Raw genomic sequence first — 23,491 nt, 5'->3', positions numbered from 1 at the left:
TTTCTCCTGGGCAGAGACTGAGGGAGCAGGGCGACGCTCGTGCCGCCCCGCCAAGTCAGGGGTTCCGGCCTATTGCTGGATCAGGTTGTTGAACTTCTCTGTCGCCTCGACCAGGGTGTCGCGCCAGAATTCGGCATCCTGCAGCACCTGCTTCTTGACGTTCTCCGGCGCCGAATTGATGTCCTTGATCCGCTCCGGCGGGATCTTGCCGGTTTCGAACGCCTTCTCGTTGACCGGACCATTGTCGACATAGAGCGGCAGGTTGGCCTGCAATTGCGGGCTGACGAACATCGCCAGCGCCTTCATCGCCGCGTCCTTGTTCTTGGCGCCCTTGGGGATGACCATGCAGTCGGCGGTGAGCACACCCTGGTCGAACGAGAAGCTGACCGGCGCGCCTTCCTTCTTCAAGGTGCCGGCGCGGCCGTTCCAGATGCTCGCCATGTCGACTTCGCCGTCCTTCAACAGCTGCATGGCCTGCGCGCCCGATGTCCACCAGGCGTCGACATGGCCACGGATCTTGTCGACCGATTTCAGCGCGCCGTCGATGTCGACGGGATAGACCTTGTCGATCGGTATGCCTTCGGCAAGCGCGGCAACGCTCAGCGTTTCGGTGGGCTGGCTGCCGCTCAGCGCGCGCCGGCCCGGAAACTTCTCAACGTTCCAGAAATCCGCCCAGGTTTTTGGGCCTTTGTCGCCGAACACGTCGGTCCGGTAGATCAGCACGACGGAAGTGTAGGAAATGCCGACCCAGTCGTCATGCACAAGCTTGGGGTTGATGCCGCTCTTGTCGATGATGCCGTAGTCGAGCTTCTCGAACAGCCCCTCCTTGGAGCCGCGCGCGCATTCGTCGGCGCCGAGTTCGGTGATGTCCCACTTCACCGCATTGCCGGTCACCTGCAGCCGGACATCGTCGAGGCCGTTGGTCGTGTCTTCCTTGATGGTGATGCCGAGCGCGTCTGCCGTCGGCTTGAAAAACGCCTTTGCCTGCGCCTCCTGATAGGTGCCGCCCCATGAGGCAACGGTGATCGTATCGGCGGCGACGGCGGGCATTGCCACCGATGCGATGAGGCCGGCTATCGCAAAGGCACTGAAGCTGCTGGTCCTGTTCATTTTCGGTTCTCCAACCGGTGTTCCCATTTGTTTTTGATTTGGCATGCGATTTTGTATACAATTTTGAATGTAGCCGAGAGATCGAGCTTGTCAACACCGGTCGATGCCATCAATTTGTGCTCGCCCAGCCTGTGAGAGAGGGCGTCGCCGGCGTGGCAAATTAAGCCGACTGCGGCTACAAACGGGGCAATGCCCGGCCACGCGCCGGAAAACGGAAAGCGGATCTTTGGCCAAGGAAACGAAAAACACGCTGCGCGACTCGGTCTACACCTCGCTCAAGGCGATGATCGTGACTGGCCAGATTCCGCCGGGCGCACGCGTCACCGAGAGCGACATCGCGGCAAAACTCAATGTCAGCCGCACCCCGGTGCGCGAAGCTTTCAACCGGCTGGAGCGCGATGGGCTGGTCAACGGCCGGCCGAGGCAAGGCTATGCTGTCACCGAGTTCGACATCAACATGTTCCGCGAGGCCTTCGACATCCGCGAACTGCTCGACGGCCATGCCACGGAACTGGCGGCCGCGGCAGCGACCGAGAAGGACAAGGCCCGTCTTCGCGCCATGCTGGCTGAATGCGAGCGGCTGGCCGCCATTCCCGATCGCACCACCAAGGAAAAATTCCAGGAGCTGGAGGTCGGCATCGACCTGCACCGCGTGATTGCCGAGATCAGCGGCAATGTCATGCTGCACGGCATGCTGTGCGGCATACTCGACAAGTGTCAGCACTATGTCTGGACCGAACTGCTCTGGCTTGACGAATGGAAGATCGCCCGCGACGAGCACGCCGGGATCGTCGCGGCGATCTGCGCCAACGACGCCAAGCGCGCCGGCATGCTCGCCCGCGCCCATGTGCGGGGATCACGCGAGAACGTGCTGCGCCTGTTGCAGGCGAAGTCAGACTACCAGACGTTCCTCGCCAAGGCCTCCTGAGCCTACCTGGATCTGTTGCCCGGCGAATCCCTCAAGCCAGCGCGATGCGGCATACCTTTTCGATCTCGGCCTCGGTGTTGAAATAGTGGACAGAGGTGCGGACCAGGGAAGCGATCCCGCGCGCTTCCAGGTCAAGCCGCGCGTCGCACTGCTCGGAGACCGAGACGGAAACCCTGGCGTCTTCCAGCCGCCGCATGGTGTCTTGCGGGTGCTCATCGTCCCGATGGAAGGTGACGATGCCGCATTTTTTCTCACCTTGGTCGCCAAGGCGGATGCGGCTGTCCCGTGCCAGTTCGCCGCGCAGCATGTCGGCAAGGCCGCGAATACGCGCCCACGTCGCATCCACCCCGAGATTAAGTGCATAGCGAACGGCGGCGGCAAGGCCGATCTTTCCGGCGACATGGTATTCCCAGTTTTCAAACCGCCGGGCGTCCGGGAGCAATTCGTAGCCGTCGCGAGACACCCACTTCGCCGCGCCGATGTCGACGAAGGGCGGATGGATCTCCGCCAGCGCTTGCATGTTCGCGTAGAGAACCCCGGTGCCGCGTGGGCCGCGCAGGTATTTTCTGCCCGTGCCGGAGAGGAAGTCGCAGCCGATCGCCTTCACGTCGAGTGGCAGGTGCCCGATCGACTGGCAGGCATCGAGCAGGAAGCGTATCCCGTTCTGGCGCGCAACGGCGCCAACCTCTTCCGCCGGATTGACCAACCCGCCTTGCGTCGGGACGTGGGTGATCGCGATGAGGCGCGTTCGAGAGGTGATGAGTTGCCTGATGGCGGCGACGGAAACCTGTCCGCTCGCGTCGTTGGCGGCGACGTCGATGATGATGCCCTTGGTGCGGGCGAGATGGAGAAAGGCGAGATAGTTGCTGCCATATTCCGACATGCAGGTGACGACGCGGTCACCGGGCTTGAAGTCGAAGCCGTAAAACACTGAATCCCACGCGCGGGTGGCGTTTTCCACATAGGCGATTTCGGTCCGCTCGCAGTTCAGAAGGGCGGCGAACGCATCATAGAAATCGTCGATCTGCGCTGATGCCTCCCGTGCGGCGCGATAGCCGCCCATCTCGGCCTCTTTCTCGATATGGGCAATCACCGCCGACTTGACTGGATCGGCCATTGGCGATGCGCCGGCATTGTTGAAATGCACATGCCGCCCGCAGGAGGCCGTTTGTTCGCGCACGCGTTTGACGTCGATCATGTCATCAGGCCTTCTTGCTTTCCAGGGTCCGCGCCAGGTCGTCGCCCGCTTCGGCGATGTGCGGGCCGATCTGGGCGATCGCCTCGTCGATCTTGCCCAGCCGGCAAGCCTCAAGGATGGCCCGGTGTTCGGCCTGCGACTCGTCATGGTTGGCAAGGGTGGTGAGTTCGAGCCGCAAGTACCGGTCCGAAAGATCGATCAGTTCCGATATGAGGCCGGTGTAACGGCGCCCCGCGCCCACGGTCAGCGCCAGGTGGAACTTCTTGTGCAGGGAAAGATAATCGTCGAGCGATGATGCCCGATCCATCCGGTCGAGAAGGGTGGCGGCGTCTCGCAGCCGCTCGTCGGTCAGCAGCGGAATAGACCGGCGAAGTGCCGCCTGCTCCATATCGGCGCGCAGTTGAAACGTCTCGCGGATGTCACCGGGTTCGACGGACGCCACCACCGCGCCACGCCTTGGCTCGACGACGACCCAGCCTTCGGACTGCAGCATCCGCAGCGCCTCGCGAACTGGCATCCGGCTGACATTCAGCTGCGCCGCGACATCTTCCTGCCGAAGCTCGGCCCCCGAAGGCAATTCGCCCTGGATAATGCCGCGCCGCAGGACATCGGCCACATATTCCGCGACGGTCAGCGGCCGTCCGCCGCCCATCGGCAAGGTGGACAATATGTCGAGAGTAGGGGATTTCGGACGCATTGGCAGACCCTGGTTAGCGGCGCCTTGAATTTCGCCCTTGCGACCGTGCCGAATGACGGCTCCGGCCTGAGGCTATCGCTCAAGTCATCGTCTTCCAGCGTGATGGCCATCCATTGGCCATCACGCTGGAAAGAACCATAATTAATGGATCCAAAAACCAGTTGTCAATTATTTTGTTGCGCTCTGATCCCGGATGCTTGTGTCGGCCCATGCGCTCGGCTGGAATGATGAACGATGGCCCAGGCTGCTCCAGCGCATTTCGCGGTGGCTTGAGTGGGCTGTCGAGCAGCCAGCAGCGCGGCGCCGATGGCCGCAGGGAAAAGGCGGCGGCAGGCGGATCGCGGCGAAGACGTCGCTACAGCGACGCGGATGCTTGAGCGCGCGATGTCGCAGGAAGCGTCCCGCACCGTCACGCCATGCCAGCAGACCTTGATAGATCAGCTCTTGCTGGCGGAGTGCCTGGCGTCACCTGCTGCGAAGTGCGCCATCTGATCGGCATGGGCTTTCTTGAAGAGTGCGCGCTCCGTGATCCGCTTCACATAGGATTCCGTCGCCGGTCTATCTCCGAAAGAACGAACCCGTGCCACGCGCAGAACATCGGCCATCAGCAGGTCCGCGACGGTGAAGCGGTCGGCGGCCAGCCATTCTCGTTCCTTCAGGACGCGTTCCATGTGGTCAAGCCGGCTTTGCAGCCAGCCGGTCAGGCCGTTGTCCTTGGCGCCGGTGACCTCCAGGAACCACCAGGGAACTGAAGCCATTTCGATCGAGTTGAGCGCGGAGATCGTCCATTCAAGCGTTTGGGCTTCTCCGACAGGATCGCGTGGCATCAGCTTTTCGCTTTTTCGGGCCAGATGCAGCAGTCCCGCGCCACTTTCGAATATTTCAAGCTTGCCATCGCTCAGGAACGGAACCTGGGTGAATGGCTGACGTGCCAAATGGTCGGGTCCACGGTCTTCGAAAGGGACTGTTCGCACGTCATAGGCCAGTCCGGCTTCCTCGCACGCCCATCTCAGCCGTATGTCGCGCACAAAGCCACGCGGCCCCTCGGGCACCCAATCGAAGGTCCAAACGATCAGGTCGCTCATTCGAAATCTCCAAGAAAACTTGAAAGTTTGTCGACGAGGCCGTTCCAGCCGTCCTCATGACTTTTGCGCTCATCCTCGTTCGGAAGATGCTCGTGCATCAAGGTCAGTTCCGTGCCGCCCTCAAAAGGCCTGAGCAGGAATGTCACCAGGGACACCGGTTCGGAGGTCTCGGGCAGATCCCAGGTGAAAGCCAGTTTCCGCTCAGGGATGACTTCCTGATAAATTCCGGTTGGGTTGTGTTCGTCGCCATTGAGCAGGCGAAATACGACGCTGAACTGCCCTCCCGGGCGAACGTCCGCCACGGCGCTGAGTGTCGGCCCCGCATCAGGGCCCCACCATCGCAACATCAAATTCGGCTGCGTGATCGCCGCCCAGACCTTGGCGGGCGGAGCCTTGATCCTGCGCACGATCGTCACGCTGGGAAGACTGACGGTCATGGCTCGCCACCCTCTTCAACCAGAGCCACAAGCCGATCCAGGCTCACCGTCCAGAGGCTCTCATATCGTCTGAGCCACTCCATCGCTTCAAGCATCGGCGCGGCCGAAACGCGAACCGACACGGTGCGGCCGGTTTTGACCCGCGTGATCAATCCGGCGTCGGACAACACGTCCAGATGTTTCATCAACCCAGGAAGTTTCAGGGACAATGGCCGGGCAAGTTCACTGATCGACAGCTCGGGTTCCTCCTTCAGCCGCAGCAGAACGTGTCGCCGAGTGGGGTCGGCAAGCGCGAAAAATGTGCGGTCCATGGCTGATGCTTGATACTTCACCATATAGCGAAGTATTGGCTATGTTTGCCACCGATGTCAACCGCGCGGCTGCAAGCCCCGCTTCGGGTCAAAGCGGATTGCCCGGCAGGTCGCACGACTTGCGCGCATGGCTGATCAAGCCATTCGAGATCTCGAGAAATGACAGGGGGGTCTATTGGGGTGCTTAGCCCTTGCGTTCCTGAAGGCTGTTGCCGCCGTCGACTACCAGCAAGGTGCCGTTGACATAGCTGGCGCCCTCGGAGGCCAGGAAGACCACAGCAGCGGCGACCTCGTCGGGCCGGCCGGCGCGTGCCGGCGGCGTGTGCAAGGCAGCCGTCCGCTCCATGGCGCTTGATGAGCCCGTTTCGATCCAGCCGGGCGCCACGGCATTGGCGGTGATGCCGTTTTTCGCCACTTCCAGCGCCAGCGTGCGCGTCAGGCCAACCATGCCGGCCTTGGCGGCGGAATAGGCGGCGGTGCCCTCGAAGGACACCAGCGGCCCGGTGACTGACGCGACATTGACGATACGCCCATAGCCGGCTTCGACCATCGCCGGCAGAAATGCCTTGGTGACCAGAAACGCGGTTTTCAGGCTGACCTCGATGCCTTGATCCCACTCGGCCTCGCTCATCGACAGGAAAGCCTTGTCGACCGATGGCGATGCCAGCGATCCCATGCCGGCATTGTTGACCAGGATATCGACAGCACCGACTGCTGCCCGCAGCCGTTCAACCTCCGCCGCGATGGTGAGATCGGCGACCACGGCTGTGGCATCGATGCCTTCAGAGCGAAGCTCGGCGGCGCGGTCGTTTACGCGCACGCTGGCGCCGTTGAGGAACACGGCATGGCCGGCAAGGCCGAGCTGACGGGCAATGGCAATGCCGATGCCGTCAGCCGCTCCGGCGCCGGTGATCAGGGCGCGCCTGATCCTGGTGGTGCTCACGGCCAAATCAGGCTCCTTCGGAAGGTTGCATCGATCCTTGCCGGGTGGCCGGCAAGGGCGCCGCTGCAATCGCGGTCACGCGACCGCTGTAGCATACGGATCTGGAGGATGTCCCGAAGGGGGCGAGATCGGCGCCTTACCCGAAGCGGACGAGCCGGAGGCGCTCGCCAGGCTCCGCCTGATCAGCGGAGAGCGCCGTCAGCCGGTCAACCATCCGCTGGCCGACAGCTTTGGCGCTGAATGCCGTCATGGATGCCTTTGCCGCCGCGCGCCTGATATCGTGATCGGACCACCGGTAATGGGCGCTGCGCAGCTTGCGGCAAAGATCGTCCTCATCGACATAGGCCCAGCGCGGCTCTTGCGTCGAAAAGCCGAACCGTGCCCGCGTGTCCGGCGTGCGGATGACCTCGAGCGTGAAGTCGACGGGCAGGGAATTGTCGTCGTTCATATACTCCATGTTGCCGCTGAAACCGGTCGCCACGACGAGATTGCCGTTCGACATGGCGTCAGACATGCAAAGCCCCCAACCCTCGGCGCAATGCGGGCTGACCAGGCAGTCGCCGATGTCATGCAGGGCGGCGATTTCGCTGTCCCCGGCAAGATCGCTCCAGGCGATCACCCCAGGCACCGCCGCGAGGTCCGCCGGCAGGTCGCCGGGGGTCTTGACCACATAGGCCGGCCCACCATCGGGAAACGCCCTGGCGAAGGCGCGGATGCCGGCTTCGATGTTCTTGCGCTCCTCGATCTTGGAGATCGTGTAGAAGATGAAACGGCTGTCATCGAGGCCGAGCTGCGTGCGCAGGGCCTGGCTCGCCATCCTGTCAGGCGCTGCCGGCGCGACGATATGCGGAATGATCGTCACCGGGCGGCCCGCTGCCTGCATGATCTCGCGGCAGTAGGACGAACTGGTCCATATCTCGTTGACAAGGCCGAGCCGGCGCAGGCCATCCGGCGGCAAGCGGTCTGGCTCCCACACGGCATAGGCGATGACATGCCGTTCGCGCAGCACCGGATAGGCGCGCAGAAAGCCAGGATAGGACCACGGCTCGTCATGCAGCACGACGATTTCGGCATCCCCGGGGTCGTCGACCAGGCGGACACCGGCATCCATCAGCGCTTGCCGGTTGTCGAGGCCGGCACGGCGATGGCTGCGGTAGTTCGACAGGAGATAGCAGACCGCCGGCGTGCTCATCGGTGGATGCCCGCATCCTTGGAAGGTGTGAGCGTGATGATGCCGAACTTGCACAGCCACATCATCGAGCGCAGCCCTGTCGTGCGCCGTGCCTCCGGCAGCTTGTCGAGCAATGCGGTGACGCTTTGCGGGCCGGCGGCGAGGTTGCGCACGATGCGGTCGATCTCGAAATCGTCGAGCATGACCGGACGGGCAGCGCCGTTCATGCCGAGCGAGCGGATCTGCTGCAGCGCGCCTTCCGGGTCGGGGTCGGCGATCGTCGCGATCATCTGGGCATCCATCGGGCGCGACGGATGGCCGGAAAACATCGCGAACAGATCGGGGTAGTCGGGATGCACGGTCTGGCGCGTCGTGTCGCGCGCGCCGACCGTCTTGGCCTCGCGGCGCAATTCGGCAAGGTCGGCCCACAGCGCCTGATAGTTGACGATGATCTTGCGCCAGTCGTAGACCGTCTCGGCGCGCTTGCGCCCGGCATCGCCCATGCGCCGGCGCAAATCAGCGTCGGTGGCAAGGCGCGCGATGGCATCGGCGCAGGCGTCGATGTCGACCGCGGTGCATTGCGCGGTGTAGGTGATCAGCGTGAAATGGTCGAAGCTCGCCCGCGCATGCTCGTCCGAAAGCTCGACACCCGCACCCGCCGGCGCGAGCATCGTCGGGATGCGAATGCCGGTTTCGCCATCAACAACCGTCTCCTTGTAACCGTTCCAGTCGCTGACCACACAGGGCAATGATGCCGCCATGGCCTCGACCGGGGTCAGGCCGAAACTCTCCTGCACATTGTCGGGCAGCGAAACGAACATATCGGCGGCGAACCAGGAGGCATCCGCGGTGTGCGTATCAGCGCCGTCGATCCAGTGTGTGGGAACCGAAGGACAGAACAGCTGCCGCGCGTTGCGGTATTCATGCTGGCTCATCGGGTCGTTGAACTGGCCAACCATCGCCAGATGCAGGCGCCCCTTGCTCATGCGCCGTGACGCTAGCTCAAGCGCGCGAAACAGCGGCACCGGGTGCGCCTTCGAGCGAAAGTCGAGACGGCCGAAATTGAGCACCAGTATGTCGTCGGGCTCGAGGCCAAGTTGCGCGCGCAGGCGGGCACCCTCGGCGAGCTTGGCGTCGGTGCGCCTGAAGCGCTCGAGATGGACGCCGAGCGGAATGACAGGAAACTGCACCGGCGTCTCGCCGACGCTGAAACCGCGCGAGGCCAGGTACTCGCCCCAGGTCTCGAAAATATGGCCGATCGCCTGCCGGGCCGAGACCGATGTGCAGATCAGCGCGTCCCAGGGCTGTGTCGGCGCCACCATGAAGTCGCGAATGCTGCGAATGACGCGTTCGGTCGCGACCGAATGGGTGATGCCGCAGACGCTGTAGCGCCGTTCGCCGACATAGCGGCGCATCCACGCGCCCTCGGAAATGATCGGCCCCGGCATGAAGATGCAGCCGGCCTCCTCCAGCCTGTCAGCATCGAACGGCTTGATCCATTCAGTGGGCGTCGTCGGCGCGCCATGGCTGACGCGGTCGCGGAAAGCCTGGTAGATCTGCGGCGTATCGGTCAGGCAGTAAAGCTTGTCGACGCCGCCATGCGAGACCAGTGCGTCGAGAAACCCGGCGCCCGCCGACTGGCGGCCGACGACCATTGGCTTGTCGCCCTCATAGGCCTCCGGAATGAAGTGGATGGCACAGTTCGGCCGGCGCTCGTCGGCCAGCCGAACAGGTTGCGCGGAGGCGGCGCTCATGCCGCCACCGCGAGGTTTTTCATCCGCTTGCTCATGTCGTCCCCGTCTGCGGGTATCTCTCGTTGGGCGTGAAGGCCGTGTCGTATTTCGGGTAGTTGGTGAACTGGAAGCCGTTGTTGAACGCTCCACCCGAATTCTGGATGAGGTGGATGACGGCATCCATCGCCGTGCGCAGTGCTGGCTCGGTCCAGCCGCCCTCGACGCCGTAGGACTCGCCGGCGAAATAGATGCTGGAGGCCCTGGAGTAGGTCTGGTTGTAGGCAAGCAGGTCGTAGCACTGCTCCCATGCGCGCTGCCGGTAGAGCTTGGCGCAGCCGTGATAGGTCGGCTGCAGCGTCCACTGGAAGACGACACCGGCATTGGCATCGATATAGTTGCGGATGCTCTGGCCGAGCGTCGAGGTGGTGATCAGGTCAAGCTCGTCCAGAACCTTGCGCTTCAAGGTGGTGTCGTCGACTGAGATCAGCTTCACCGCATCGTCTTCCCAGGTGTAGCTGGCCAGGATCGCGGCGTCGTTGTTGTCGGTGCTCCATTGCAGGCCATAGGCGTCCTGCACGAATGTGTCGGTGACGATCAGCTGCGGTATCTTGACGTTCGGCAGGTTCCAGTAGGCCTTGTAGAGCGGGAAGAACACCTTGGCGCTGGCGATCAGATGCTGCTGCTGAATTGCCGCCGGCACCTGCCAGGGCAGCATTGTCTGGTTGTCGAAACCCTGAAAATCGATGGACAGCTGCGTCGACCAGATCGGCGCGGTGATGACGACATAGTCCATCGTCATGCTGGGTGATGCGGCGTCATTCCAGTAGACGTCGATCGTGTTCTGGGCATTGCGGACGAGTTTGCTGACCGTCGTGTTGACGTAGAACGCCGCGCTGACGTCATTGCCGTCCCTGCAGGCGCTGTAGAGCGACCTGGCCGCGCCCGGGGCCTGCAGGTAGAACATCAGTTCAACGAGAGACTGGATGCCACGATAGAACGGCTTTTCCAGCGGCCGCCCGTTGTTGTCGATGGGGGTCGCATTGTACATCGGCAAGTAGCCGGCATTGTTCAGCCCGCTGACGGTCTGCAGGTCCGAACTGTAACCGAACATGACGCAGCGGATGAACCACATGGCGCTGATCGCATAGAACGCGCCCCAGCTGCCGTCGCCAGTTCCGATCGTATAAAACAGGTCTGACTCATACGCGCTCATGCCGAAGCCGCCGAACCAGCCGTCGTTCTTGTAATTGACGACCGGGTCGGTGAAGACCAGGTCGCTGAACGACATCTTGTCGTAGTTCTTGGCGATCTGTTGCCAGAGCGTGTCCCAGGCCGGGCCATCCTGGGCATAGACCGGCGCGATGTTCTTGGTGAACAGGTCGATGAGCGCGTCGACCTTGGCCGCGACCTTCAGCAGATCCGGGTTTTGCGGCTGGCCGCCGTTCGGCCACGGGATCAGCGTCGGCGTGGGATAGGTATCGTTCGGACCATAGCCACTGTTCATGTAGATACCGGTGCCGCCGGCGGTCTTGCCGGGGTTGGGGAAGTCGTTCAGCATCGCGAACGTCTTGACCGGGTTGCCGTTCCACTGCTGGTCCTTGTTGAGGTAGTAGGACAGCACGCAGTTGGTCGACTGCTGCGGCGTCTCGCCGCCCGCCTCGTCATTGAAGAACGGCATGCGCATGGCGCCGAATTCATAGGATGTGAAGGCGCCGGACGGCGGCCGCTGGGTGTAAAGCCGTCCGCCGACGCGCGGGCTCGCTTCCATGATGCGCACGGCATAGCCGGAGCGCCACAATTCGCGCGCCACCGCCATGCCGGCGGCGCCGCCGCCGATGACGCCAACCATCTTCCTGGCGCCCGATGGAGCGGTGCCGATCGGCCGGCTGGCCGCCCAGGAATCATTGAGCAGCTTGAAGTAGTTGAACCGCAAATCCGGCGAATTGGGATAGTCGGGGAGCCAGGGATTGGCGGAAGCGTTGCGAGTATAGGGTACCTGCTTTTCAAAACCGGGCCGCATGCGCATTCCTCCTCGAAAGCGTGTTGAATGGACAGTAATGTAAAGCTGTAAATTATTTTCCTCGGCAAATAATCGTCGAGATGCTTTCTCCTGTCAATCTCTGGCTCGGAATTTTCCTTGAGATCAATTCATATGGCTTCGCAGCCAAGCAACGAATACGTAAAAACTTAAGGAATTCGAAGAAAAGCGGCCAGTTGTTCGAGGCCGGCTCAAGCAAGTCAGTCGATGGAAATATTAGGAAGTGCTTTTATCAGCTGCCGCGCGCGGCAAGGATGGCGCGCAACAGGCTTTCGAGCCGCTGCGAATCATCAGGACCAAGCGACGCCGTAAGGTCGTCGCAGAAGCGCTCGACGGCCGGAGCCCGGCTGCGCAGCATCTCATGGCCAAAGGAAGTGATGTGGATCAGCACGCGGCGCTGGTCGGCGTTGTCCTGCCGGCGATGGACGAGCGCACGAAAAACCATGCGGTCGATGGTTTTGGACAGCGCCGAGATCGCCATGAAGGCCTGGTCGGAGAGCTCGCCCATCGACAAGCCATCGCGTTCGGCGAGGATCGAAAGGATCCGCCACTGTTCCACAGGCAGGCCGCCATTGCCGGCCAGGATGCGGCTGAGATCGGTGTGAATCTCACGATGCACCTGGGCAAGCAGATCGGGCAGCTGGCGGGTGGCTGGCGTTTCGGGCATGGTCCGTGTTTACGTTTTAGACATCATCCAAGTCGGCAACCTAGAGTTTTTTTGTTTCCTCGGCAATCATTCATATTGCGCTGCCAGCGGAAGCACGTCATTCTCGCTTCGGGAACAGAAATGGCGCCACCCGCCGGGATGCGGACAGGAGCCTAAAAGACGGTGCCACAATGCATCGTCGCAAAGGAATCGGCGGGCATGAGCCAATTGCGGCGGCCGGGCGACCTCAGCATCAATTCGCGGCGGCGCGACCGGGTCGACGTCGGCCTCTTCATTCCTGTCAGCGGTGCCGCGGGAATATGGGGCCCGTCCTGCCGTTCCTGCGCCGAACTTGCCGCGGCCGAGATCAACGCGCGCGGCGGGTTGCAGAACCGCGAGATCGTGCTGCGCATTGTCGATGCGGGCCGCAGCGGCGAGGAAGTCGCCGACATCGCCCAGGAAATGCTCGAAAACGGCCAGATGGACGCGCTGGTCGGCATGCACACATCCGATGTGCGGACCGCGCTGGCGGAGCGGATCGGCGGGCGCGTGCCCTATGTCTACACTCCGCTCTATGAAGGCGGTGAGGTTGGCCGTGGCGTCTACTGCATCGGCGAGACGCCGGCGCGGCAATTGCTGCCCGGGCTTGACTGGCTGGCCGAGCGTTTCGACGCGCGCCGTTGGATGCTGATCGGCAACGACTACATCTGGCCGCGCACCACGCATCGCATCGTGCAGCGCCATTTCCAGCGCCGTGGCCAGCAGATCCTGGACGAGATTTATGTGCCGTTCGGCACCAAGCGGTTCGAGCACATCATCGAGCGCGTCAAGGCACTCAATCCGGACGGCCTGCTGCTGTCGGTCGTCGGCGAGGACGCCGTGCATTTCAACCGCGCTTTTGGCGCTTCAGGCCTGTCTTCGTCGATCGTGCGGTTCTCCTGCGCCATCGAGGAGAACATGCTGCTGGCCATCGGCGACGCCAATCTCGAACGGCTCTTTGTCGCCTCCGGCTATTTCGGCGCGCTCGACAACCGCGGCAATGATTCGTTCCGCGAGCGCTATCACAGCCGCTTCGGAGACGCCGGCCCGACACTCAACACCATCGGCCAGGGCCTCTACGAGGGCATGCGTTTCCTCGATACGCTGTCCAAAGTGTCCGACGGCGACGGTTGGCGGCGCCCGCCCCAGGCGCTCGGCGGCGAGGGCGTGCGCGGTGGCTTCTACGATCTGGCCCGCGAAAATTGCGCCACCACCTACCTTGCCGAGGCGCAAGGCTACGACTTCCGGATCCTGGCGAGCTTCGCTTAGAGCGCTCTGCACCAGCACCCGATGTGTGGCGGATCGGGCCAGCCCGTCCCGTTTTCAACCCACGCGGCGTAACCGCCATGGATCAGCCCTGGAGCGCAGGCTGCGAGGCCGCGTCATCATGAAAATGCTTTCCTAAGAAAATAATTGTTTGACACGGAAAATAATTAGCGACTAGGTTCCCCCTGCCTGGGAAGGGAACCAAAGCCGTATGACGTTGCTCGTCAGCCTGATTGTCGTGGTCGTCGCCATCGTCATCGGCGTGGCGTTCCTGCAGCGCTACTACCGCAAGGCGACCCGCGAGAAGGCGTTGCTGCGCACCGGGCTTGGCGGGCAGAAGGTGGTGATGGATGGCGGTTTCATCGCCTTGCCGTTCCTCCACCGCGTCGAGGAAATCCCGATGCGCACCATGCGCATCGAGATCAAGCGTGCCGGCGAAAAGTCGCTGATGACCGAGGATCGGTTGCGCGTCGACGTCGAAATGGCCTTCTACCTTCGTGTCGAACCGACCATCGACGGCGTTGCCACCGCCGCCCAGGCGCTTGGTGCCCGCGCCTTGCGGCCCGACGAGATCGGCAATCTGTTCGAGGGCCGTTTCATCGACGCCGTCCAGGCGATCGTCGCAGCCTACACGATGGAAAGCTTGCACGAACGCCGTGGCGCCTTCGTCAAGGCTGTGCGTGATGCGCTGGCGGAAAACCTGAAGCAGAACGGGTTGCATCTGGAATCCGTCTCGCTGATCCGCCTCGACCAGGCGGCCTTTGCAGCACTCGACCAGAACAACGCCTTCAACGCCGTCGGCATGCGCCGGCTGGCCGAGGTGATCACCGAAAACCGCAAGCGGCGCGCCGAAATCGAGGCCGAGGCAGACCTTGCCGTGCGCCAGACCGATCTGACCGCCGTCAAGCGCCGGCTCGACATCGAGCGCGAGCAGCAGGAAGCCGAGATAGCGCAAAGGCTGACGCTGGACCGGCTGCGCGCCGACACCGATTCGCAGACGGAAACGGTGCGCCAGGGCGCGCAGCGTGCCGCGGAACAGGCCCGCATCGAACGCACCCGCGACCTGCGCCTGGCCGAGATCGACAGCGATCTGCAGTTGCGGCAGTCGGAGGTCGAGGCCCTGCTCGCCGCCGAGACAGCCAAGATCGACAGCGAAATCACGCTGGCCCGCAAGCGCATCGAGGAAGTCTCGGTTCAGGCCGAAGCAGAGCGCGGCCGTGTCGCCGTGGTCGAGGCGCAGGAAGGGCTGCAGGCAGAACGCGACCGGCTGGTTGCCGAGCGCGAAGGGTCCGCCGCCCTGATCCGCGCCAGGCATGCCACGGAAGCTTCCGGCGAACGGGCGCGCGGCGACGCCGCCTCGCTGGTCGAAAAAGCGCGTGGCGAAGCGGAAGCCGCCGAACTGCGCGCGGCCGGGCGCCGTCACGAAAGTGCCGCTGAAACAGAGGCACGGCGTGCCTTGTTCGCCGCCGAGAACCAGCAGAGCGAAGCGCTGATGCGCATGAAGCTCGACATGCACAAGATCGACCGGCTTCCCGACCTTGCCGAGCGCATGGCCAAGCCGCTGGAGAAAATCGACTCCATTCGTATCAATCACGTTTCCGGTCTCGGCCTGGGCGGGCGCGGGCCCGACGGCGCCGGCGGTTTGCAATCGCAAATCGGCGGCGCCGTCGATGGGATTCTCAGCCTCGCCCTGCAGCTTCCCGCCATGCAGAAGCTCGGCCAGTCGATCGGCCTCAATCTCGACCTCGATCAGGGGAACGGCGCTCCGGTGGAGGCCTCAACGCCTCCTCGCCGCCAGAAATCAAACAAGGGGGACCAGGCATCATGATCAATCGCAGACAGTTTCTCGCCACGACCGCCGCGACAGCCGGCGCGCTGGCGCTGCCTTCCATCCGGGCTGCGCAAGCAAGCGAGCCGATCAAGCTCGGCTCGATCCTCGACGTCTCCGGCATCTTCGACGCCTACGGCAAGCCAATGGACATGGCCGCTACGTTGGCGGTCGAGGAGTTGAACGCCGGCGGCGGCCTGCTTGGCCGCCAGATCCAGAAAGTCTCCTACGACACCCAGTCCGACATGGCGCTTTATACCCAGTTCGCCCAGCAGCTTGTCCGGTCGGACCAGGTGCATGTCGTGCATGGCGGCATTCTTTCGGCCTCACGCGAAGCCATCCGGCCAACCTTGCGCAAGGCCAAGATTCCTTACTTCTACAACGTGCTCTACGAAGGCGGCGTTTGCGACCGCAACATCGTCTGCACCGGCATTACGCCGGCTCAGCAGATCGAGGTCCTGGTGCCGGCGGCGATCGAGAAATTCGGCAAGAAGGTCTATGTGCTGGCCGCTGACTACAATTACGGCCAGATCACCGCCAAATGGATGAGCCATTATGTCAGCCAGAGCGGTGGCTCCGTGCTGGCCACCGAGTTCTTCCCGCTCGACGTTTCCGACTTCGGCGCGACCATCGCCAAGATCCAGGAAGCCAAGCCGGACCTCGTGCTGTCGGCGCTGGTCGGCGGCGCGCATCTGTCGTTCTACCGGCAATGGGCGGCGGCCGGCATGAAGGACCGCATTCCGCTCGCGTCCTCGACGCTCGGATCGGGCAACGAGCACTTGGTGCTGACGCCGCAGGAGGGCAACGGCATCATGGTCGCCTACAGCTGGTCGCCCAGCATCGATGCGCCCGCCGCCAAGGCCTTTCTCGACAAGTGGAAGGCGCGCTTCGGCGATGTCGCGACGATCAACGAATTCGCGGTCAACAACTACCAGGGCATTCATCTGTGGGCCGAGGCGGTCAAGAAGGCCAACACGGTCGACCACGATCCGGTCATCGAGGCCCTGGAAAGCGGGCTCGCCATCGATGGCCCGTCCGGCAAGGTGACTATCGACCCGCAAACGCACCACGCAGTGCTCGACATGCAGCTCATGGAAATCCGCGACCAGTCTCTGGCCGTCATCAAGAGCTTCAGCCAGCGCCAGCCGATCGACACCCAGAAATTCTGCGACCTGAAGGCCAACCCGGACGACAACAAGCAATACGAAATCGATATCTGAGCGGCGGCTTCACATGGATTTCGCCGTCGTCGTCACTGTCGAGATACTGCATTCGATCGCGGTGCTGGTGCTGATCAGCTCCGGCCTCGCGGTCATCTTCGGCATGATGCGCGTCATCAACCTGGCGCATGGCGAATTCCTGACGCTTGGCGGCTATGTCGCCATCCTCGGCCACCGCAACGGCCTGAACCTCTATTTCTGCATGCTGGTCCTGGCTCCCGTGGTGGTCGGCCTCTGGGGGCTGATCGTCGAGCGGCTTGTGGTGCGCTGGCTCTATGGCCGGCTCATCAACACCATGCTGGCGACCTGGGGGCTCAGCCTGGCGATGACCGGCGCCTTCTCGATGATCTTCGGCAACACCATGACCGGCATTCCCAACCCGCTCGGCGGGCTGACGGTCGGCGACTACCAGATCAGCGGCTATAGCCTTTTCCTTATCGCCGCCGCTGCCCTGGTCATGGCGGTGATCACCATCGTGCTGAAAGCCACCCGCGCCGGGTTGATCGCGCGCGGCGCCATGCAGCGGCCCGACATGGCCCAGGCCTTCGGACTGAACATCTCGCATGTCTACATGACCACCTTTGCCGCCGGTGCCGCGCTCAGCGGGCTCGCCGGCGCGCTGCTGGCGCCGCTTGTCGGCCTGGGCCCCGGCAGCGGCGCCAACTACATCGCCAAGGCGTTCATCACCGTCATTTCCGGTGGCGCCTCGGTGGTTACCGGGACCATCGTCAGTGCTGGTTTGTTTGGTTCCATCTCCCAGGTCTTCACCCTTGTCACAAGTTCGGTGGGCGGCGAGATAGCCCTACTCGTCGCCGCGGTGGTGCTGCTTCGGCTCATGCCGATCGGCATCACCGGCCGCTTTTTCAAAGGCTGGACCTGATGAATTCGCGTGTCCTCGTGACGGAGGCCGGCCAGGTCGTTGCCGGCACGGTGGCATGCGCGCTGGTGCTGCCATTCATCGTCGACGTGCATACGGCCACCTTGCTGACCGTCTATGCCATGCTGGCGCTTAGCCTCGGCTTCATCTGGGGGTTCGGCGGCATATTGTGCTTCGGCCAGGCGGCGTTCTATGGCCTTGGCGCCTACACCTACGCACTTGCCGCGATCAATTTCGACGGCGCCTGGGTGGCCTTCGGGCTCGCTATCCTGGTGCCGGCGGCGTTTGCCGGACTGCTCGGCGCGCTGATGTTCTATGGCCGGCTGAGCGATGTCTATCTCGCGGTCGTCACGCTGGTGGTGACACTGATCCTGTTCAAGTTCTTCAATTCGACCGCAGGACCATCCTACCGTATCGGAGAAGCGCGGCTGGGCGGCTTCAACGGCATTCCCGGCTTCCCGACCCTCACCGTGCCCGGCAGTCCGGACACTTACATCTACGGCGCCGGACTGTTCTATTTCGCCATCGCGCTGCTGGCGCTGGTCTATCTCGGACTGCGGCTGACGCTGCTTTCACCATTTGGCCGCATCGTCGTCTCGCTGCGTGAGAACGAGGAGCGCACCGAATTGCTCGGCTATGACGTGCGCTTCTACAAATCCGCTGCCTTTGCGGTGAGCGGCGGCATCGCCGGACTGGCCGGCTGCCTGTTCGCCAACTGGGCCGAGATCGTCACGCCCGGCCTGTTCAGCCTTGGCCAGTCGGCCGAGATCATCATCTGGGTCATCGTCGGCGGGCTCGGCACGCTGATCGGACCGATGATTGGCGCGGCACTGCTCGGCTATCTCAAATTCGCGCTTGGCCATCAGTCGGTGGTCGACAATTCCTTTATCATGGGGGTGCTGCTCATCGTCGTCGTGCTGTTCCTGCAGGAAGGCCTGGTGCCGACCGTCACCCGGTTCGCCAAAGCCGGCCTGCGCCGCTCCTCTTCGAAGAAATCCCGCCGCCAAAGCCGGCGCAAGCGTATCGTTTCAGATGTCCGGTGATGTCGTCCTCGAAACCACCGGCCTGACGGTCCGTTTCGGCGGCGTCACCGCTGTCGATGGCGTCGACTTCGCTCTGCGCGAGCGCGAGTTGCGCTGTCTGATCGGACCCAATGGTGCTGGAAAAAGCACCTTCTTCAAATGCCTGACAGGCATGCTCACGCCAAGCGAAGGCGCAATCTATCTGCGCGATGAAGCGGTCGCCGGTCTTGCGCCGTTCCAGCTTGGGCGGCGCGGCGTCGGCATCAAGACGCAGGTTCCGAGCGTCATGAACGGACTTTCGGTGCATGAGAACGTCTGGCTTGCCGCGCGAAGGCGCAAAGGCGACGCAAACGCGGCGACACTTGCAGCCCTGGAGGCGGTTGGCATCGTCGACCTGCGCCGCGAGACGGTTGGGCAATTGTCGCATGGCCAACGCCAATTGGTGGAGCTTGCCATCGTGCTGGCCGGCAAGCCGTGGCTGATCCTGCTTGACGAGCCGGCCGCGGGCCTTTCCGGCGAGGAGGTCGAGCGCATGGTCGGCATCCTGCGCGGCCTGGTCAAACACGCGACGCTGATCGTCGTCGAGCACGACATGCATTTCATCCGCCAGATCGCCGAAACCGTCACCGTCTTCCATCAGGGCCGCATCATCGCCCAGGCGCCGGTAGAGGACGTGCTGGAGGATCCGCTGGTGCGCGATGTCTACCTCGGGAGGAGCCGGTGAGCGCGCGCCCCTTGCTGACGATCGACGGCCTGACCGGCGGCTATGGGGACATCCAGATCCTGCGCGGTGTTTCCCTGGCGCTTGGCGAAGGCGAGGCGGTCGGCGTGCTCGGCCACAACGGCATGGGAAAGTCGACGCTGCTGAAAACCGTAATGGGCTACCTGCCGGCAGGCGCCGGCCATGTCGGGTTCGACGGTGATGACATCACCCGCCTCGCGCCGTTCGAGCGCGGAAGGCTCGGCATCGGCTATGTGCCGCAGGGCCGAGGCATCTTTCCGCACCTGTCGGTGCGCGACAACATCCGGCTCGCCTGGAACCGCGACTGCGCCTCGGCGGATGCCGAGGAGGCGGTCACCAACGCGGTCGCTGATTTTCCGCGCCTCGAACGGCTGCTCGATCGGCCGGGCGGCGCCTTGTCTGGCGGCGAACAGCAGCTCCTGGCACTTGCCCGCTGCCTTGCCGCCGAGCCGCTGATCGTGCTGCTGGATGAGCCGACCGAAGGCATCCAGCCCTCGATCATCGAGGAGATGGGTGCAACTCTCAACCGCATCCGCAAGCAGACCGGCCTGACAATGCTGGTCGTCGAGCAGAACCTCGAGTTCCTGGTCGATGTCTGCGACCGGCTGGTCATCATGGAGCGCGGCGCGGTGCCGGATCCGGCCGGTCACGACGCCAGCAGCAGCGAAATCGAAAGCTTCATGGGCTTTGGCCGTGGCCGGGCATTGTCGCCAAAATCCAATTCGCCGGCATTGGGCGTCCAGTCTCCCTCGGCCCAGGCGCACGCAATCCACGCCCACACAGCCCAGCCCCACACAGCCCAGCCCCACACAGGCCAGCCCCACACAGGCCAGGCCAAAGCCTCATCACCCGCCGCGACGGCGCCGCCCGCCCACAGGGAGAGCTACATGACCATCCGACGCCCCACCCTCGACCAGATGAAGAGCCTGGTGAGCGGCCTGCATATGCACCTCTCCGACGAGGAGCTCATCGCCTACATGCAGCTGATGGAAGGCAGCTTCCAGGCCTATGATCGCATCGACCAGCTGCCCGACCATTTGCCCAAGGTGAAGTATGCGCGCACGCCCGGATACCGGCCGTCGGCGGCGGAAAACCCGATGAACGCCTGGTACTATAAATGCGAGGTGCGCGGTGCCGCGTCCGGTCCCCTCGAAGGCCGCAAGATCGTGCTGAAGGACAATATCTGCCTTGCCGGCGTGCCGATGATGAATGGCGCCTCGACGCTGGAAGGTTATGTGCCCGACCTCGATGCCACCATCGTCACGCGCATCCTCGATGCCGGCGGCACCATCGTCGGCAAATCGCATTGCGAGTATTTCTGCCTGTCGGGCGGCAGCCACACCAACGCCACCGGACCGGTGCACAACCCCCACAAGATGGGTCACACGTCTGGCGGCTCGTCCTCCGGTTCCGGCGCGCTTGTCGGCGCCGGCGAAGTCGAGATGGCGATCGGCTGCGACCAGGGCGGATCGATCCGCATGCCCGCCGCATTCTGCGGCGCCTACGGCATGAAGGCGACGCATGGGCTTGTCCCCTATTCCGGCATCATGCCGATCGAGATCACCATCGACCATGCCGGCCCGATCACCACGAATGTCGCCGACAACGCGCTGCTGCTCGAAGTCATCGCCGGAGCGGACGGGCTTGATCCGCGTCAATACGCGCCGCGTGTCGACAAATACACCAGTGCGCTTGGGCGCGGTGTGTCCGGCCTGCGCATCGGTATCCTGCGCGAAGGTTTCGGCTGGGCGGCGAGCGAAGCCGAGGTCGACCGCAAGGTGCGCGCCGCTGGCGATCAGCTGCGCAAGCTTGGTGCGCAGGTGGAAGAAACCTCCATTCCCATGCATCGCGACGGCCAGTCGATCTGGACGCCGATCGCACTTGAAGGGCTCACCGACCTGATGATGCATGGCAACGGTTTCGGCACCAACTGGGAAGGTCTCTACGTCACCAGCCTGCTCGACGCTCATGCCAACTGGCGCGCCCGCGCCGACGACCTGTCGAAGACGCTGAAGATCTCGATGTTTGTCGGCGAGTACATGCAGACCCATTATCGCGGCCGCTTCTACGCCAAGGCGCAGAACCTGAGCCGGCTGCTGCGGGCCACCTATGACGCGGCGTTCAAGACCTATGACCTGCTGCTGATGCCGACCGTGCCGATGACGGCGCCGCCGCTGCCGCCGCCGGATGCGCCGCTGTCGCTGCACATCCAGCGCGCCTTCGAGATGATCCCGAACACGTCGGCCTTCGACGCGTCCGGGCACCCGGCCATGAGCGTGCCTTGCGGCATGGTCGGTGGCCTGCCGGTCGGCATGATGCTGGTCGGCCGCTTTTACGAGGAGAGCACCATCTACCGCGCCGCCCATGCCTTCGAGCAGTCGGGCGACTGGCGCAAGATGTGACGAAGAGGGGGAACCATGACCTCGACCATCCATGACCTGAAACAGCCGATCACTGTCTTGCGCAACCTGACCAATGGCGGCGACCGGCACGCGTCCATGCCAGCCAGGAGCAAGCGTGTGCCCGCCGACGGCACGTCGCATGTCAGCGGCGACCGCGACATTCCGCTCTGGGAACTGACCATCCCGCAACTGCTCAAGCAGACGGTTGCCCGTCATGGCCAGCGCGAAGCAGTGGTGTTTGGCCAGCAGAACATTCGCTGGACCTATCAGGACTTCGACCGCCGTGTTGACGAGTTCGCGGCCGGCCTGCTCGCCGCAGGCATAAGCACGGGCGACCGGGTCGGCATCTGGTCGCCCAACCGTGCGGAATGGGTGGTGACGCAATTCGCCACGGCGCGCATTGGCGCTATCCTGGTCAACATCAACCCGGCTTACCGCGTCGCCGAGCTCGAATACGCGCTGAACAAGGTTGGCTGCAAGGCGCTGGTGCTGGCCCGTGCGTTCAAGACCAGCGACTATCTCGGCATGCTGCGGTCTCTCGCTCCGGAGCTGGACAGCGCGGCCCCCGGGCATCTCACGGCGCAGCGGCTGCCGCATCTGCGCGTCGTCATCGGCATGGGCTATGGCTACATGCCGGGCCTGTTCCGCTTCGGCGATGTCCAGTCGATGGGCACGGCCAGCCATCGGCTGAAGCTCGATGCCGTCACCGCCGGCCTGTCGTTGCAGGATCCGATCAACATCCAGTTCACCAGCGGCACCACCGGCACCCCGAAGGGCGCGACGCTGACCCATCGCAACATCGTCAACAACGCCCGCTTCGTGACCGGCACGATGCGGCTTGGCGAGCACGACCGGCTGGCCATCCCGGTGCCGCTCTACCACTGCTTCGGCATGGTGATGGGCGTCATGGGCGCCGTCGCCCAGGGCGCAACCATGGTTTTCCCCGGCGAGGGGTTCGAAGCGGAAGGCGTGCTCGAAGCGGTGGCCCGCGAGCGCTGCACGGCGCTTTATGGCGTGCCGACAATGTTCGTGGCCATGCTCGAACATGCCCGCTTCGCCGAGTTCGACCTCACCAGCCTGCGCACCGGCGTCATGGCTGGGGCGCCATGCCCGATCGAGGTGATGAAGCGCGTCGTCTCCGACATGAGCATGAGCCAGGTGACCATCGCCTACGGCATGACCGAGACCAGCCCGGTTTCCTTCCAGAGCAATGTCGACGACCCGATAGACCGCCGCGTTTCGACCGTCGGCAGGGTCCATCCGCATGTCGAGGTCAAGCTGGTCGATGAAGCCGGCGCCACCGTGCCCGTCGGCATCGCCGGGGAACTCTGCACGCGCGGCTATTCCGTCATGCGCGGCTATTGGGGTGAAGAGGAGCTGACCAAACAGTCGGTTGATCCGGCCGGCTGGATGCACACCGGCGACCTTGCCACCATCGACGCCGAAGGCTTCTGCAACATCGTCGGCCGCGTCAAGGACATGCTGATCCGTGGCGGCGAGAACGTTTATCCGCGCGAGGTCGAGGAGTTTCTTTACCGCAACCCCAAGGTCGAGCAGGTGCAGGTGTTCGGCGTGCCGGACGAGAAATATGGCGAGGAGATCTGCGCCTGGATCGTGCTCAAGGCCGGCCAGACGGCGACCGAGGACGAAGTGCGTGCCTTCTGCCGCGACCAGATCGCCCACTACAAGGTGCCGCGCCATGTCCGCTTCGTCGCCGAACTGCCAATGACGGTGACCGGCAAGGCGCAGAAATTCAAGATGCGCGAGACGATGATGGCCGAACTCGGACTGACGTAGA

At 63.5% G+C, this 23,491-nt stretch carries 20 protein-coding genes; 9 read left to right on the top strand and 11 right to left on the bottom strand.

Annotated elements, in window-relative coordinates; all coding sequences use genetic code 11:
• Positions 1–69: 69 nt before the first annotated feature.
• Entirely contained in the window at positions 70–1,110 is a 1,041-nt protein-coding gene (locus GA829_RS03630; protein WP_195177201.1) for an ABC transporter substrate-binding protein, read from the bottom strand.
• Positions 1,111–1,336: 226 nt separating this feature from the next.
• Here GA829_RS03630 and GA829_RS03625 point away from each other — a divergent pair, with 226 nt between their 5' ends.
• On the top strand, positions 1,337–2,038 hold the full coding sequence (locus GA829_RS03625) for a GntR family transcriptional regulator (protein WP_195177200.1): 702 nt from the start codon (positions 1,337–1,339) through the stop codon (positions 2,036–2,038).
• 31 nt (positions 2,039–2,069) lie between these two features.
• Here the strand turns inward: GA829_RS03625 and GA829_RS03620 are convergent, their stop codons facing one another.
• From GA829_RS03620 to GA829_RS03575, 10 genes are all read right to left on the bottom strand, one after another.
• Positions 2,070–3,236 carry an aminotransferase class V-fold PLP-dependent enzyme gene (locus GA829_RS03620; RefSeq protein WP_195177199.1) on the bottom strand — a complete coding sequence of 389 codons (1,167 nt, stop codon included), beginning with the start codon at positions 3,234–3,236 and terminating at the stop codon, positions 2,070–2,072.
• 4 nt (positions 3,237–3,240) lie between these two features.
• On the bottom strand, positions 3,241–3,888 hold the full coding sequence (locus GA829_RS03615; RefSeq protein ID WP_258052321.1) for a GntR family transcriptional regulator: 648 nt from the start codon (positions 3,886–3,888) through the stop codon (positions 3,241–3,243).
• Positions 3,889–4,370: 482 nt separating this feature from the next.
• On the bottom strand, positions 4,371–5,018 hold the full coding sequence (locus GA829_RS03610; protein WP_195177197.1) for a glutathione S-transferase family protein: 648 nt from the start codon (positions 5,016–5,018) through the stop codon (positions 4,371–4,373).
• The gene (locus GA829_RS03605; RefSeq protein ID WP_210337730.1) at positions 5,015–5,425 is read right to left on the bottom strand and encodes an SRPBCC family protein; all 411 of its coding nucleotides are present in this window, start codon (positions 5,423–5,425) and stop codon (positions 5,015–5,017) included. The genes GA829_RS03610 and GA829_RS03605 overlap by 4 nt, the downstream gene beginning before the upstream one ends.
• A 26-nt stretch (positions 5,426–5,451) precedes the next feature.
• A complete protein-coding gene (locus tag GA829_RS03600; protein WP_258052134.1) occupies positions 5,452–5,766 on the bottom strand; it encodes an ArsR/SmtB family transcription factor in 315 nt (104 codons plus the stop codon).
• A gap of 184 nt (positions 5,767–5,950) precedes the next feature.
• Positions 5,951–6,709 carry an SDR family NAD(P)-dependent oxidoreductase gene (locus GA829_RS03595; RefSeq protein ID WP_195177194.1) on the bottom strand — a complete coding sequence of 253 codons (759 nt, stop codon included), beginning with the start codon at positions 6,707–6,709 and terminating at the stop codon, positions 5,951–5,953.
• 136 nt (positions 6,710–6,845) lie between these two features.
• Positions 6,846–7,901: a glycosyltransferase family protein gene (locus GA829_RS03590; protein WP_195177193.1), complete on the bottom strand. Its 1,056-nt coding sequence runs from the start codon at positions 7,899–7,901 to the stop codon at positions 6,846–6,848.
• The gene (locus tag GA829_RS03585) at positions 7,898–9,634 is read right to left on the bottom strand and encodes a glycosyltransferase family 4 protein (RefSeq protein WP_195177192.1); all 1,737 of its coding nucleotides are present in this window, start codon (positions 9,632–9,634) and stop codon (positions 7,898–7,900) included. The genes GA829_RS03590 and GA829_RS03585 overlap by 4 nt, the downstream gene beginning before the upstream one ends.
• Positions 9,635–9,665: 31 nt before the next feature.
• Entirely contained in the window at positions 9,666–11,633 is a 1,968-nt protein-coding gene (locus GA829_RS03580) for an FAD-dependent oxidoreductase (protein ID WP_195177191.1), read from the bottom strand.
• Positions 11,634–11,883: 250 nt separating this feature from the next.
• Positions 11,884–12,318 carry a MarR family winged helix-turn-helix transcriptional regulator gene (locus tag GA829_RS03575; protein WP_195177190.1) on the bottom strand — a complete coding sequence of 145 codons (435 nt, stop codon included), beginning with the start codon at positions 12,316–12,318 and terminating at the stop codon, positions 11,884–11,886.
• 198 nt (positions 12,319–12,516) lie between these two features.
• Here GA829_RS03575 and GA829_RS03570 point away from each other — a divergent pair, with 198 nt between their 5' ends.
• The 8 genes from GA829_RS03570 (at position 12,517) to GA829_RS03535 (ending at position 23,490) form a co-directional block, all read left to right on the top strand.
• Positions 12,517–13,605 carry a substrate-binding domain-containing protein gene (locus GA829_RS03570; protein ID WP_195177189.1) on the top strand — a complete coding sequence of 363 codons (1,089 nt, stop codon included), beginning with the start codon at positions 12,517–12,519 and terminating at the stop codon, positions 13,603–13,605.
• 208 nt (positions 13,606–13,813) lie between these two features.
• On the top strand, positions 13,814–15,430 hold the full coding sequence (locus GA829_RS03565) for a flotillin family protein (RefSeq protein WP_195177188.1): 1,617 nt from the start codon (positions 13,814–13,816) through the stop codon (positions 15,428–15,430).
• Positions 15,427–16,650 (top strand): urea ABC transporter substrate-binding protein, encoded by a 1,224-nt coding sequence (locus GA829_RS03560; RefSeq protein ID WP_308462325.1) that lies wholly within the window; start codon positions 15,427–15,429, stop codon positions 16,648–16,650. Before GA829_RS03565 ends, GA829_RS03560 begins: the two co-directional genes overlap by 4 nt.
• A gap of 13 nt (positions 16,651–16,663) precedes the next feature.
• Positions 16,664–17,530 (top strand): ABC transporter permease subunit, encoded by an 867-nt coding sequence (locus GA829_RS03555; RefSeq protein ID WP_195177187.1) that lies wholly within the window; start codon positions 16,664–16,666, stop codon positions 17,528–17,530.
• Positions 17,530–18,570: a branched-chain amino acid ABC transporter permease gene (locus tag GA829_RS03550; RefSeq protein WP_195177186.1), complete on the top strand. Its 1,041-nt coding sequence runs from the start codon at positions 17,530–17,532 to the stop codon at positions 18,568–18,570. Before GA829_RS03555 ends, GA829_RS03550 begins: the two co-directional genes overlap by 1 nt.
• Positions 18,560–19,273, top strand: coding sequence for an ABC transporter ATP-binding protein (locus GA829_RS03545; protein ID WP_195177185.1), 714 nt, complete (start codon positions 18,560–18,562; stop codon positions 19,271–19,273). Before GA829_RS03550 ends, GA829_RS03545 begins: the two co-directional genes overlap by 11 nt.
• Entirely contained in the window at positions 19,270–21,693 is a 2,424-nt protein-coding gene (locus GA829_RS36555) for an amidase (RefSeq protein WP_195177184.1), read from the top strand. The genes GA829_RS03545 and GA829_RS36555 overlap by 4 nt, the downstream gene beginning before the upstream one ends.
• 96 nt (positions 21,694–21,789) lie before the next feature.
• Positions 21,790–23,490 (top strand): AMP-binding protein, encoded by a 1,701-nt coding sequence (locus tag GA829_RS03535; RefSeq protein ID WP_195179509.1) that lies wholly within the window; start codon positions 21,790–21,792, stop codon positions 23,488–23,490.
• Position 23,491 lies beyond the last annotated feature (1 nt).

The organism is Mesorhizobium sp. INR15 (assembly GCF_015500075.1).
In the GTDB taxonomy this organism is placed as follows: Bacteria; Pseudomonadota; Alphaproteobacteria; order Rhizobiales; family Rhizobiaceae; genus Mesorhizobium.
This window is presented reverse-complemented; position numbering and strand designations above follow the sequence as displayed.